Origin of the sequence: Niallia sp. RD1 (assembly GCF_024219955.1) — a bacterium.
Classification (GTDB): domain Bacteria; phylum Bacillota; class Bacilli; order Bacillales; family Cytobacillaceae; genus Niallia; species Niallia alba.
Genome location: NZ_CP100420.1, coordinates 4,372,060 through 4,385,541, shown reverse-complemented (window position 1 = coordinate 4,385,541; position 13,482 = coordinate 4,372,060). Strand labels below are relative to the sequence as shown.

The window sequence follows — 13,482 nt, the reverse complement described above, 5'->3', positions numbered from 1 at the left end:
GTACATTTTTTTTATTGGAAATTTATACGTCTTATAATGTATTTACTCATTGACATGGTACGCGTTTCATCCATTACACTTTAAGCAAATAGCAGAAAGCGAGGAGATAATGGTATGTTGAGTTTAATAATACTTTGCATGATTATTTATATTTTAGCTTATGTTTGCTTAAAGAAATCAGGGGAATCATTGGAAGTTACACCGATTCAATCTTTTGAAGACTATTTCATTGGTATATACAGAAAAGAGTAAAAAATGTATTCTTAGTGTATAAGTAAAAATGATATTTCGGTTTTGAAAAGGTGAAAGTATGACAAATATAAAAGATTTAGCAAAAATGGCAGGAGTTTCCGTAACGACCGTTTCTCGTGTTTTAAACAATCATCCATATGTAAGGGAAGAAAAGCGAAATGCCGTTTTAGAGGCAATTAGAGAAAGTAATTATCAACAAAATCTCAATGCCGTTCATTTAAGTAAAGGGAAAACACAAATGATTGGTGTTGTTCTTCCTTTCTCAGATCACCCTTATTTTGCATTGCTGTTAAAAGGGATCGCTAAACAAGCATTGGAAAATAATTATAAGCTTGTTCTATTTCAGACTGATTATATGGAAAGTAGAGAGTTGGAAGCACTGCAAATGTTAAAACAAAAGCAAATTGATTCTCTTATCATTTGTTCGAGAGCTTGTGGATGGTCTGTAATACAAGAATATCTACAATATGGAAAGATTGTATTGTGTGAAGATGCTAACGATAAAGAAGTCTCCTCTACATTTGTTAACCAATATAAAATTTTAATGGAAGCGTTAGAATTTCTGTATAAAAAAGGACATCAAAAAATTGGTTACACGATAGGGAGAAAAACGGGACCAAGCAGCAAATTTCGTGCACTAGCATATCAGGATTTTCTGATCAGGAGCCATCTCCCTTTTCATGATGAATTTATCTTTGATCAGTGTTATTATTTCGAAGATGGCGAAAAAGTCATGAAAGAAATTCTTAATATGAAGACACCTCCTACTGCATTGATTGTCACAAGTGATCAAGTTGCTGCTGGAATAGTAATTTATTGTCAAAAACAAGGGGTTAAAATACCGGAAGAACTTGCAATAATTGGTTTTCATAATGAGCCTATTGCAAAAATGATGGAAATATCTTCGGTTGAAATTCCACTTGTAGACATCGGGAAGAACTTATTTCAACAAGCAATTAGCGATGATATAACTAAAAAAGAAATGTTTTCTCATTTTATTGAAAGAACTACGGTTTAAAAACAAGCGATTATACTAAATATCCATGTACTCTTCATTAGGAGAGTGCTTTTTTATTTGAATTTTTAGTACAATTTGACAATTTCTGCGTTAAAATTAAATTATTCTAAAACATTGCCAAAAATGATTTCGATATTTTGAGGGGGAAAAAGATGAGTGAGAATGTTAATTATAAATTTTGGACTGTTTGCTTGGTTCAAAACGGAGATTATGTACTGCTATTAAATAGACAGCACGATAATTTTAAGGGATATATACCTCCAGGAGGAAAAGTAGAGTTTCCTGAAAGTTTTACGGATGCAGCCATTAGGGAGGTTAAGGAAGAAACGGGTTTAGAAGTGAGCAACCTTATTTATAAAGGACTTTATGAGTACGTTAATCCAGAAAAAAATGACAGGTATATGATTTTTAATTATATAACTAAATGTTTTAGTGGAACCTTGTTGGAAGATGCACCCGAAGGTAAACCTATTTGGGTTAATATAAATGAAATCCCTAGCCTTCCAATGCAAGCTTCTATAAGAAGAAGATTTCCTTTGTTTTTTGAAGATGGAACTTTTGAAATTCAGATTGAATGGGACAATGAGAAAAACCAAGAGGGTAAAGTTACCATAAAGAAAACCTAAGTATATGATAAAAGGAGTAAATTTCTGCTTTTAATACTAATTTAATGTTGAATTTATTGCGAAATATTATATCTTTTCCCCTGCTAATTCTGTTTTTTCTAGTGGGGAAACAGAATTTTACGCATCCAATTTTCATAAAAATTATTTAAATCAATTAAACATTTACACTAGTGTTGCATTAATTTAATTTCACTATTAAAAATACTCGAAATGTTCACTTTTATTATTTTATGCATAGAAAAAGTCCTTTATAATGGATAAGTCAGGTGGTAACCCGTCCAAATCCACTAAAAAAGGACCAATCTCATGGACAAGATTACACGAAAAACTTCATTTGGACAATGGTTTTCGCCAATTAATCTTCAATTATTTGAAGAACAGGTGAAAACATTGAAATTAGATTGCTATACGAAAAAGTTAACGACAGAATCATTCCTAAAACTATTACTTTTTGCACAATTAGAAGAAGTTGAAAGTCTTCATGCGTTAAGTGATTGCCTTTTTGATGATCATCTTCAAAAGGAAATCGACCTTGATTCTATAAGCATTTCTCAGCTCTCGCGCCGTTTAAATGGTCTAAATCCAGATTTGTTTCAAAGACTTTTCCTTGATTTAGTCGGACAAATTCACGCCAAAACACACTACACAAAACTTGTCATGCCGTTAAAAATTATTGATTCAAGTACTTTGCCACTAAATTTGACCAATCATAAATGGGCGAAGTTCCGCAAAACTAAGGCAGGCGTAAAGTTACACTTACGCCTTGTATTTATGGAAAAGGGAGAATCCTATCCCGAAAAAGCCGTGATGACAACGGCAAGCGAACACGATCGTGGTCAACTTGAGATTATGGTTGACGATAAAGAATGCATGTATGTGTTTGACCGAGGTTATCTAGACTACGAGCGTTTTGATCGCATGACCGATGAAGGCTACTTTTTTCTTTCTAGGCTACGAAAAAACGCAGTCGTACGGGAGGTTTATGATTTTAAACTACCCAAGGATTCATCTGTTTTGTCGGATCAAATGGTGTTGATTGGTACAACTCAAAACCGAGCTGAAAACTATTTTCGACTTCTAAAAATAATAGATTCAAAAGGTAATGAACTTCATTTAATCACAAATCGTTTTGACTTAAGCGCCGAAGAAATATCGGAAATGTATAAATCACGATGGGCAATTGAGCTGTTTTTTAAATGGATTAAACAACATCTCAATATCAAGAAATTCTACGGTCAAAGTGAATGGGCGATTCAAAATCAAGTGTTTATCGCACTTATTGTTTTTTGTCTTCATGTTCTGGTACAACTCGAAACAAAAAGTAAGCGGAAAACCTTGCAAATTAGCCGTTATTTAAGGGCATCATTGTGGAAACCAGCACATGTCTGGCTTCGCAAAATTGAAGGAAAAGCCATCCCTTAATCAACAAATTGTTGTCGTTGCACAGGTCTAATTGTAAATAAATTTCCAAATGGACAGGAGCCGCCTTTAGAAAGGTAATTACTTTTTTGGCTCTAAGTAGAGTAAACAATTAAACTGAAAATTATGACACTATTTACGCAACACTAGTGAAACATTTATTAATAAATGGTAAAATATGAAAAAAGAATCGAATAATAACATAATTGATTTTGAAAGGAAGTGATCGAATGAATAAAGGTATTCATAAAGAGAATATTCGTTATTTAAGCATATCAGGTAATAGAATGGAAGCGTTGCTTATTGGTAATAATGGGATACCTATTGTTATTCTTACTGGGTTAGGCTGTTCTTTTTATGAGTGGAATAAAATAATTGGGCCATTAAGTGAAACGAATAGAATAATCATGTTTCATAGACCAGGGTTAGGTGAAAGTGAACTTCATACCAACATACGCAATACAGAAATGGTAGTAAATGAAGTAGTTGAATTACTTGATGTATTAGAAATTGAAGAGAAAATAATCCTCATTAAATACGAAAAGTGAGTTAATCTTAGCAACTAATTCAAGTCATTTTGTATATCTAGATAGACCGGATGTAATTATAGTTGCAATTAAAAAAGTTATAGAGAGAATTTAATAAAACAAAAGCTGAATTTTTGAATACAAGCATAGTATTTACGGTTATGACCTGTATTTTAATAATATCTTTTAAACATCAACACATATCATCCGCCCAAAATCTAGGTTAATATTTATATGTAAACTTACATAATGTTAATGTTAACATATAATAGTAGGATACTTAAAAAGGGGAGATTTTATGTATAAATTACGTGGTCATCATTTATTATGTCTTTTAGGATATAGGGGAATGGGGTATTCCGCTGAATATATAGAAAATATGACCCACTTGCATCACACTTTAAGAATGGAACCGAACACAATCATTCATTTAGTAGATGAACCAGATTATTTATGTGAGAAATATCCTAATTCAGGTAAATATCACTGCCATGATACACATATTTATAAAAGAGATGCATTAATCATGGAGAAATTAGCGCTTCAAGTTGGACAGAAAGTTAAATGGAAATACATAGAAGAAAGAGTTTGTCAACATATAATTCCTTCTGATCTTGCAGAGATTTGCGAAACGTGTTCATGGCGTTCATACGGAGTTTGTGAGATAGGCATAAAAGATATCCATCTCGGTAAAGGGTTAAGAGAAGTGAAATAAATCAAGAAAATTAATAGATTTGCAGCTTATAGGAAATAGAAAATAATAGCCAATGAAACGTAACACAATTCTATTTGTATGTTAAGAAGAGGTGTTATGTTAATATGGTTTTTCAATCAAAAGGATATCGTTTCTTCTAATTATTAATCTCAGTATAATAGTTTTAATTATTGCGATTTAGTGAAGGTGGAGAGTAAATGAAGAAGAAAATAATATTAGTAGGAACATTTCATTTCGAAGAAAATGTGGCTTTAATTAAAACAAAAGAAGATGAAGTAAAAGAACTTGTTGAATTGTTGGCAGAATGGAAACCATCTAAAATTGCAGTAGAATGGGAAAAAAATGAGGAGAATCTACTAAATGAAAGATACAAGAAAATAAGTAATAAGTACTCTATAGATGAAATCGAACATATTGGATTTAGATTAGCAAAAAAATTAGAACATAATAAGCTGTATGGAGTAAACTGGGAAGGAGAATTAGTACAAGAAGATGTCAAGAATCTTTTTTAATGAAATACAAGAAAATTATTCGGAACTTTTTGGAAAAATAGAGAGTTTAAATATTAATGGTCCAGTAATTTCTACCAACTATTCATTAATAGAATCATTTTGTCGTTTAAATGAAAATATTAATATCCAAAAATTAGAACAACTTTATTTATCTCTTGTCATAGTAGAAAATAAAAAAGGTGAAAAAATAGGAATCAATTTTTTAGATAAATGGATGAAGAGAGAACTGACAATTTTTAAAAATATGATAGATATTTCAAGGGATAGCACGGAAGAATGTATTCTTCTTGTTATCGGTAGTGATCATATATGGATGTTAAGAAGGTTATTTGAAGGATTTGGCTGGGAAGTTATTAATCCTTTCTTAAATTTGGAAAATAAAATGGAATGTATGATGGATAGAATAAAAGGTTTTCATTAAACAGTTAATTAGATTAATTGGTAGTTAAGGAGAATACATAGATGAATTTTAAAACAAGTGATGGTTTACAAGTATATTATGAAATTAGTGGAAGCGGGGATCCATGCATTTATCTTCACGGAGGGCCAGGATATTGGAGTAAATCTTTTCAAGTATTTGCACAGGGTCTTTTAGAAGGAGATCTCCAAATGGTGTATTTAGATCAACGTGGATGTGGCCGATCAGAACATTCTTTATCGCAAGATTATTCTTTAAAAAGATTAATAATGGACATAGAAGAGTTAAGAATTGGATTAGGAATTGAGGAATGGTATGTAATGGGGCATTCCTTTGGCGGCATTCTTGCAGTTAACTATGCTGCTCAATTTCCGGAACGAACAAAAGGGGTTATTTTAGCAAATGTAACACTGAATATGTATGATTCCTTTGAACATCAAATAAATAGAGGACTTGAAATTTTACAGGAGCAAAGAGATGTATTTCCTTCTGAACCACTGAAAGACTATATGGAACTTGTTTATTCGACTCTTTTGAAATTAATCGAGAAAGGAGTTTACTATCGCTTTCAATATGAGGATATGGAAAAGAAAAAGGAAGTCGATATACTTGATAAAGAGTTAAGAACAGATCCTTATTTTCAGAAGAAAATTTTTTCATCAGCGGAGTATTTTCAAAATTTTACTGAATTAACGGAAGAAATACAAAAGCCAATATTGATAATAGCTGGAAAATCTGACCATGCGGTTGGACCACATCATCATTTATCTTTTAGAAGTAAGAATGCGAAAATTTATTCTATAAATGGTGGGCATCACCCTTATATCGAAAATCAAAAAGAATTTAAAGATGCTATCTTGGGCTATGTAAAGAGTTAAATGAAACTTGGCAATAATCTTTTGTCCCATGGTAATATGGGGAAAGAGATTTCGTTAGGAGTGAATTTCATGCTTTCTTCATTAAAAGCGATTCAAAAAGTGAAACAGGGAGATAAAGAAGTACTTCGTCAATATAAATGGCTACAGTATCTCTATCTAACAAAGGAAAAGAACATTAACTTAGAACAAGTTAATTCTCTTGAAGGAATAGAAAGTCATCCAGTTCTGTCCTATATTGAAAGAGCGCTAACCATTTTAGACAACAGTACACGAGTAAATCAAGTTGGAAAATGCATCATAGAAGAAGTGTTGATTTGGAGTGATGTCGCAAAATGTGGTTCACCATCTAAAAGAAGGTATTGGCGTGAGCGAGGATTTCAATTAGGCATACATAATATTGGTTCTGCGCAAATTTATGCAGAAGAAAAAAAGAACGTAGCAATCAACCAACGGAATTTAGCACAAGAAGAGCTCGTGTTCACACTCATTTATACGCACGGATTAACGGGACAATTTATTAGAGGAGAAGTTCGCTATTGTCAATTAGAGCCTTTAATTTTATATATGAATAAAAATACAATAGTAAACCAAGATGACATGTACAATATATTGTATGTCATGAATCAATGTATCATCGAAGCTGTTTCGCCGCAAATATGGAGAGATGTTCAAGAAGAGGTTAAAGAAATTATAGGCTCTATTTTATCAGGAAAAAGGGAGAAAGAGTTATCGTTAAAAGAACGAATAAAAAGACTAAGAAATGCCGCTATTCAAAACGGCGAAAATTTTGATATGGGGTATGAGCAATTTTTTAAGGACGAGAAGCTGAAAGCGTTGTTTCAAATATTTTTTCGCAAAACTGATATGTGGTATGTGGAGTCAGCACTTCATGATTTCACCCTTGAAGAATTTTTAAAAATCTTTCTATTAATATATCAAAAAGTCAATCCATTAACAGTAAAGCAAATCAGCTTTGAACCGTTTATGAAAGACATATATTATGACTATAAAGGCAAAAAAACAATTAATTTATATAAGAAGCGAATCATTGAGGCTTACTTGAAAGAACAAATGATGGAGAAATTAGTTGCAGGACACGATAGCAAAAATGACCATGTAGAATTAACAATTGTTCCACTTGATTCTTTAAATGAAAATATAGGAGTAGCGTTTGCTTATTCAAAAGCAGGAGAAAAATTAATTGAGTTTTGCCAAGAAGCGGAAAAATCCCCCCTTTATGAACGTGCAATTATTCTCCTATATGATTTTTTCGGTTTTCGAAAGGATGGATTTGATCGCCTGCAAAACGAGCAAAACTATCTTACCGATATGAATAATGCCAAAAATTATAAAAAGGCAATTGCCGACTATGCAGTGGGAAATAAGATGCTTGATATAGGTGCAGGCGGCGGGATCATGTTAGATATTTTATCGGATAGTCATCCTAAGGCAACAGTAATTGGCATTGATATTTCTACAAATGTTATTGAGTCATTAGAAAAAAGAAAAATAAGAGAAAAGAAAAGTTGGTATGTTAAACAAGCGGACGCACTTCAATTAAAAGAAACATTTGCGCTTAATAGTATGGATACCATTATATTCTCTTCCATTCTTCATGAGATGTATTCTTATATTCCATATAAAGGGATAAAATTTAATCCAGAGGTTATTTCCGATAGTCTAACAAGTGCATTTGAGGTATTAAAACCAGGTGGCAGAATCATTATTAGAGATGGTATTATGACAGAACCGAAAGAAGAATTAAGACAAATTGAATTTAAGCTGCCAAATGGCATGGACTTTTTTAAACGCTATGTAAATGATTTTAAAGGAAGACAGATCACTTTTGAACAAATAAACAAATCCACTATTCAATTACCGATTAATGATGCGATGGAATTTCTTTATACGTATACATGGGGAGAAGAAGCTTATCCGCACGAAGTACAAGAGCAGTTCGGCTATTTTACCCCTACAGAGTATAAAGATGTTATTCATAAGGTGATTGGAAAAAAGGGAAAAGTTCTATTGTTTGACCATTATTTACAAGATGGGTACGGAGAACATCTTTTACCGAAAGTGAAATTGATGGATGCATCCAGGAATGTAGTTAAACTTCCTGATAGTACTTGTTTTATTGTTATCGAAAAATTAAGTCGATAGGGGATTAAAATGGAATACTGGTCTTTAGTAGAAAACCCAACAGGGGAGGTTTACCAGCAATTAATAAATGTACTTTGTAGTTATTCAGATAAATTTTATTTTATTACTAGAAAAGAATTAGGTTATGACATGAAAATAATAAAGAACTTTGAACCTTATATAGTAGAGACATATAAAACAAAAAAATGGGCAAATACTATGACGGATGGTCCATCTGCAACTGTTTATGTTATTGATGTTAATCCAGAAACTTGTTTATTATTACAACAATTGGCCAATTCTTTATATGATTGGGTTTCGCCTAAATTGCCAGAAGATCTTACGTTTATAAAAAATAATCATCCCTGGTTTATAAGTACAGCACATGAAGAGTTTGCGATTTTCTCCATACGCTCGGATTATTATCGAAATATTATGAAGAAAATAGATGGCTTAACTATACAGATGGAAGAATAGTTCTAATTAAAACGAACTAATTAGAACAAATAAAAAGAATAGAAATTCACCTACTTTCACATAATGAAAAAGGATCTATTTTAACAAAGGAACCGCTATCTTCTGTATTTCATATGAATATAAAAGGTTCTTTTTATAGAAAGTAGGTGGAACTATGGATATAAACAGAGCGAGGCAAATACTTTCGTCATCAGCTGAAATAGAAGTACAGTATAATGGTGTTTCTGTTTGGATAGATGACATTAAAGAAGAAGACGCAACTGCAATCGTTCATCTTGTAGGTGGGATTGAAGAACAAACAGAAGTAGATATCGCAAGCTTGGAAGAAGTATAAAGTTCAAGAAAGACAACCACTAATATTAATAGTGGTTCGTTTTTTTTTTTTTTTTGAAATTATTAGCTCCTAATTCTCATTTCCTGGTTGTTTTTTTGATAGATAATTATTTATATCGGTAAATGTAAAATATGGTAAAATAGTATTCAAATGGTTTAGAAAAAAAGAGGTGAGATACATGCAAATAAGTCTTAAAGTCTATGGTGAGCACGCAGGGATGGTATCCCATCTTATTGCTAAAAACCCGCATAATCTATATGAAAGAAAAGAAAAGGGTGGATTAGTGCGGATTGTTTTTACGAAAAACGAGGAGAGAGAAGTCAATATATTATTTTTCGTTACAGTAGATAATGTTGAATTAACGAAGAATCAAACGAATTTTTCGTCTATAACTCACTATATTAATGATAGAGAAAGCGCTGTTAGTAGTATTTTCTGCTCTGTTTTACGAAAAGCAGTAGGAACAGCACTAAATGGAAAGCCAAAAGAAGAATTTAAAGATTGGGTAAACTTTGCTTTTTCACTTGAAATTACTTTTGGGCCCCTTTCCACAAATTTATCCGAGAAAGAGATAAGGGAGCTCTTTGTACCTTTAGGATATGAAGTGAGCATCGAAAATGGAAAAGTACTTTTGCCAGCAGCTTTTCAGAAAAAAAGTTCAGCCAAGTTTATTACCTTAAAAGCAAATCAGACGATACAAGATTTCTTTCGGCATTTATTTGTATTAATTCCTGTCATGGACCAATATAAGCATTATTTTATTGATGAAAAAGAAGTTGATAAGCTAAAGCGCTACGGGGAGGGCTGGCTTTCCTCTCATCCGAAAAAAAGTTTTATTATAAAGGAATCACTTATTTTTTCAGACTTAATCGACAAATCAAGGTTATTAGATTCAAATTCTAATAACCAAAAACAAGAAACAATTGTAAAAAAGAAAAGCTTAAATCAATGGCGTTATGAGAAAATAGTTGAAACGGTAAAGATACTTCCTCATAATAGCCGGATTGTAGATATGGGTGCTGGAGAAGGAAAGTTAACTGCGCAATTAGGATTTGTTAATGGGATTAAAGAACTAATCGCTGTAGAGCCCTCCGAAAGAGAACAGCAAAAAGCTAAAAAAAGAATCGAAGCATTAGTGGACAAGCCAGATTTTCTTTTCCCAACCTTTAAATGGGGTTCTTTATTCTATTATGATAGCGAATTGGAGAATAAAGATATATTTATTCTCTGCGAAGTGATTGAACATATTGATGAAAATCGATTATTTAAGACGTTTGAAACAATTTTCACGAAATATCAGCCGTATCATTTGATTATTACAACGCCTAATCAAGATTATAATGTTGTCTATGATATGAAGGAAGCAAAAAGGCATAGCGACCATCGCTTTGAATGGACTAGACAGCAGTTTCAAGAATGGGTGAGCTATTGGCAAAATCATTCAACCTATGAGGTGCAAATAGATGGAATTGGCGAATTTGTGGAAGGATTTGGTTTTCCTACACAGATGGCTATTTTTTCAAAGAAAAGAGGTGTATAAATGAAAACGATAAGCATTCCACATAACAGTATAGTCTTATTGATTGGCCCTTCGAATAGTGGGAAATCTACGACATTACAAAATTGGGTAAGAAAAGGCTATTTGCAAGCGGAAGAAGTAATTAGTTCTGATCATTTTCGAAGATTGGTCAGTGATATTGACTTTTTAGACTGGACAAATCAGCCTAAAGAAGTAGCTGCCAATTTGATGGAAGAATATAGCCAAATATCGAGAGTAGCTTTTGATATGATGGAAAAAATGATTGGAGCAAGAGCAGCATTAAATAAGCGCTCGTTTATAGATGCAACCCATTTAAAAGAAGCAGAGCGCGAAAAATATCGACTTCTTGGTAAGCAATTTCATGTTCCAGTAATAGCAATTTTCTTCGATATTTCCTTGCCTGTTCTCCTTGAAAGAGATGAGAAACGAACTCATCCGAGAGGGAAGGGAAGAGTGAAAAGACACTTTGAAATAATGCGCCAAGAAATTCGCAAAATCCAAAAAGAGACCTACTATGCAATTTATTCTTTAAGAGAACGGGATGAGTCTGTGCAAATAGATCCAGTCGTTTCTTCTTTATATTTAAGTGCAGATAGTGGTTTGGATGTTATCGGCGATATTCATGGATGTATGGATGAATGTTACGAATTGCTTGAACGGCTGGGATACGTGAAAGAGGAGGATGGATTATTTAGACATCCAGAAGGGCGAAAGTTTGTTTCAGTAGGCGATATTATGAGTCGTGGACCAAAATCTGCCGAAGCGCTATTCTTTTTTTCTGCGCATCTAAAAAATAATCTTGCCTATATGATCGACAGTAATCATGGTTGGAAAATAGCAAGATGGCTAGACGGCAAAAAAGTGACACTAAGTCATGGTGATGAATGGATTGAAGAAGCCTTTTCTGCATTTTCTCATGAATATACGGATAAGCAGATAGAGGAAATAAGAGAAGATTGGAAAACAATACTCCTTAATGCCCCTTCTCATTATGTATTAACAAGAAATGGAATTAAAACAGCCATTATCGCCCATGCAGGTATTAAGGATAAATATATTGGAAAAGAATCTGCTGGAATTTCTGATTTTACGAGATATGGAGAAACCTTAGGGATGGATTCAGACGGAAAGCCAATTCGCGGAGACTGGTATCGAAAACATTTATCAAAAGAATTAATCATCTGGGGACATGATCCAAAGCCAGAGCCGCTCGTTGTGAATAATACGATAAATATTGATCAAGGCGTTGTTTTTGGCGGCAAGCTAACGGCTATACGCTATCCAGAAAGGGAATTTATATCAGTAAAGGCGCAACAAGATTATGCCCAAATCGAAGATAATCCATTAAAAAAGTGGCAAGAAACAAGATTAGCCTTACCAAACGTTCATCGATTTATAAATGGTTTTAGTGTATGGACAGACACATATGGAGAAATTAACTGTCCACAAAACAATGTGAAAGCAGCACTGGACAAAGTTTCTCATTATACGATTCCTATGGAAGAATTAATCTATATTCCGCCAACCATGAGCCCTACACCGAAGAGTTCGTCGATAGAAGGATATTTAGAACATCCGATAGATGCCTATCACTATTACATAGACAATGGGATAGAACAAATGGTTGTGGAGAAAAAGCATATGGGCAGTAGAGGAATTCTTTTGTTATACAAAAATCAAGAAACAGCTGAAAAATATATCGGTAAAAAGAGCTTGGGAACTATCTACACGCGAACTGGGAGAGCTTTTTTCTCCCATGAACTAGAAGAAGAGATCCTCACTAAGCTGCACAATGATTTAACAGCTGCAAATTATTTTGAAGAGAATCAGACAGACTGGGTATTGCTTGACGCTGAAATTCTCCCTTGGAATTTAAAAGCGAAAGATTTAATTATTCAGCAATACGCTCATGTCGCTGAAATGAGCCAGATGGATAGAGACAAGATACATCAGCAGCTTCTTCTTGCACAACAAAATGGCATGGATGTTCAAAGTTGGATAGAAGAATTTGAGCAGAAACGAAAAAATGCGCAAAGCTTTAGTGAAGTATATAACCAATATTGCTGGGAGATTCAGCGTTTAGATGACATAAAAATTGCACCATTTCATTTACTTGCACATAGTAAAGAAAGCTTTTTTCTAAAAACCCATCAGTGGCATATGGAGCAAAATGAATATTTTAGTACCATAAGCAGTCTTTTTATGAAAACAGATTATATGATTGTAAATGATGAAGAATCACTGACAAAAGCAGTGAGATGGTGGGAAGAGATAACTGCAGACGGCCATGAAGGAGTTATCTTTAAACCATATCATTTCCTCGCTAGAAATCAAAAGGGCAAATTACTTCAACCAGCTATTAAAGTAAGGGGACAGAAATACCTTCAAATTATTTATGGTATGGATTATTTAGAAAAGGATCAATTACGTCGTCTTAAAGACCGAAAAACAGGAAAAAAACAGCGTAATGCCTTAAAAGAATTAGCATTAGGATTAGAAGGAATTAATCGCTTTATACAGCTTGAATCTCTGGAACGGATTCATGAATGTGTTCTTGCTACACTGGCGCTTGAAGAAGAACCTATTGATGCAAGATTATAAGATGGAACCAGTATCCATGCAAA

General features: G+C 33.1%; 14 protein-coding genes. All 14 read left to right on the top strand.

Annotation, left to right across the window (positions count from 1 at the left end; genetic code table 11):
• Positions 1–114: 114 nt before the first annotated feature.
• Positions 115–252, top strand: a complete 138-nt coding sequence (locus NKG37_RS21085; protein ID WP_169188682.1) for a hypothetical protein — start codon at positions 115–117, stop codon at positions 250–252.
• 58 nt (positions 253–310) lie between these two features.
• Positions 311–1,270, top strand: a complete 960-nt coding sequence (locus NKG37_RS21080) for a LacI family DNA-binding transcriptional regulator (protein ID WP_016203582.1) — start codon at positions 311–313, stop codon at positions 1,268–1,270.
• A 152-nt stretch (positions 1,271–1,422) separates the two neighbouring features.
• The gene (locus NKG37_RS21075; protein ID WP_016203583.1) at positions 1,423–1,896 is read left to right on the top strand and encodes an 8-oxo-dGTP diphosphatase; all 474 of its coding nucleotides are present in this window, start codon (positions 1,423–1,425) and stop codon (positions 1,894–1,896) included.
• A gap of 306 nt (positions 1,897–2,202) precedes the next feature.
• On the top strand, positions 2,203–3,318 hold the full coding sequence (locus tag NKG37_RS21070; protein WP_016205139.1) for an IS4 family transposase: 1,116 nt from the start codon (positions 2,203–2,205) through the stop codon (positions 3,316–3,318).
• A 227-nt stretch (positions 3,319–3,545) separates the two neighbouring features.
• Positions 3,546–3,863: an alpha/beta fold hydrolase gene (locus NKG37_RS21065; protein ID WP_016203584.1), complete on the top strand. Its 318-nt coding sequence runs from the start codon at positions 3,546–3,548 to the stop codon at positions 3,861–3,863.
• Between the two features lie 277 nt (positions 3,864–4,140).
• Positions 4,141–4,557, top strand: a complete 417-nt coding sequence (locus NKG37_RS21060; protein ID WP_224427679.1) for a DUF1284 domain-containing protein — start codon at positions 4,141–4,143, stop codon at positions 4,555–4,557.
• Positions 4,558–4,754: 197 nt separating this feature from the next.
• A complete protein-coding gene (locus tag NKG37_RS21055) occupies positions 4,755–5,069 on the top strand; it encodes a DUF5694 domain-containing protein (protein ID WP_254415291.1) in 315 nt (104 codons plus the stop codon).
• Positions 5,050–5,490, top strand: a complete 441-nt coding sequence (locus NKG37_RS21050; protein WP_254415290.1) for a DUF5694 domain-containing protein — start codon at positions 5,050–5,052, stop codon at positions 5,488–5,490. Before NKG37_RS21055 ends, NKG37_RS21050 begins: the two co-directional genes overlap by 20 nt.
• Before the next feature lie 41 nt (positions 5,491–5,531).
• A complete protein-coding gene (locus NKG37_RS21045) occupies positions 5,532–6,365 on the top strand; it encodes an alpha/beta fold hydrolase (protein WP_016203588.1) in 834 nt (277 codons plus the stop codon).
• Positions 6,366–8,528, top strand: coding sequence for a class I SAM-dependent methyltransferase (locus tag NKG37_RS21040; RefSeq protein ID WP_254415289.1), 2,163 nt, complete (start codon positions 6,366–6,368; stop codon positions 8,526–8,528). It abuts the gene before it with no gap.
• A 9-nt stretch (positions 8,529–8,537) separates the two neighbouring features.
• Entirely contained in the window at positions 8,538–8,984 is a 447-nt protein-coding gene (locus NKG37_RS21035) for a hypothetical protein (protein WP_224427678.1), read from the top strand.
• 154 nt (positions 8,985–9,138) lie between these two features.
• Entirely contained in the window at positions 9,139–9,318 is a 180-nt protein-coding gene (locus NKG37_RS21030; RefSeq protein WP_016203590.1) for an H-type small acid-soluble spore protein, read from the top strand.
• 178 nt (positions 9,319–9,496) lie between these two features.
• On the top strand, positions 9,497–10,858 hold the full coding sequence (locus NKG37_RS21025) for a methyltransferase domain-containing protein (RefSeq protein ID WP_101731073.1): 1,362 nt from the start codon (positions 9,497–9,499) through the stop codon (positions 10,856–10,858).
• Positions 10,859–13,459: a polynucleotide kinase-phosphatase gene (locus NKG37_RS21020; protein ID WP_224427677.1), complete on the top strand. Its 2,601-nt coding sequence runs from the start codon at positions 10,859–10,861 to the stop codon at positions 13,457–13,459.
• Positions 13,460–13,482: the final 23 nt, after the last annotated feature.

Excerpts from the sequence above, each read along its gene's own strand:
- NKG37_RS21040 (WP_254415289.1), top strand. The coding sequence starts at position 6,366 with ATGAAACTTGGCAATAATCTTTTGTCCCATGGTAATATGGGGAAAGAG.
- NKG37_RS21045 (WP_016203588.1), top strand. The coding sequence starts at position 5,532 with ATGAATTTTAAAACAAGTGATGGTTTACAAGTATATTATGAAATTAGT.
- NKG37_RS21050 (WP_254415290.1), top strand. The coding sequence starts at position 5,050 with ATGTCAAGAATCTTTTTTAATGAAATACAAGAAAATTATTCGGAACTT.
- NKG37_RS21060 (WP_224427679.1), top strand. The coding sequence starts at position 4,141 with ATGTATAAATTACGTGGTCATCATTTATTATGTCTTTTAGGATATAGG.
- NKG37_RS21055 (WP_254415291.1), top strand. The coding sequence starts at position 4,755 with ATGAAGAAGAAAATAATATTAGTAGGAACATTTCATTTCGAAGAAAAT.
- NKG37_RS21035 (WP_224427678.1), top strand. The coding sequence starts at position 8,538 with ATGGAATACTGGTCTTTAGTAGAAAACCCAACAGGGGAGGTTTACCAG.
- NKG37_RS21075 (WP_016203583.1), top strand. The coding sequence starts at position 1,423 with ATGAGTGAGAATGTTAATTATAAATTTTGGACTGTTTGCTTGGTTCAA.
- NKG37_RS21080 (WP_016203582.1), top strand. The coding sequence starts at position 311 with ATGACAAATATAAAAGATTTAGCAAAAATGGCAGGAGTTTCCGTAACG.
- NKG37_RS21085 (WP_169188682.1), top strand. The coding sequence starts at position 115 with ATGTTGAGTTTAATAATACTTTGCATGATTATTTATATTTTAGCTTAT.
- NKG37_RS21025 (WP_101731073.1), top strand. The coding sequence starts at position 9,497 with ATGCAAATAAGTCTTAAAGTCTATGGTGAGCACGCAGGGATGGTATCC.
- NKG37_RS21065 (WP_016203584.1), top strand. The coding sequence starts at position 3,546 with ATGAATAAAGGTATTCATAAAGAGAATATTCGTTATTTAAGCATATCA.
- NKG37_RS21070 (WP_016205139.1), top strand. The coding sequence starts at position 2,203 with ATGGACAAGATTACACGAAAAACTTCATTTGGACAATGGTTTTCGCCA.
- NKG37_RS21020 (WP_224427677.1), top strand. The coding sequence starts at position 10,859 with ATGAAAACGATAAGCATTCCACATAACAGTATAGTCTTATTGATTGGC.
- NKG37_RS21030 (WP_016203590.1), top strand. The coding sequence starts at position 9,139 with ATGGATATAAACAGAGCGAGGCAAATACTTTCGTCATCAGCTGAAATA.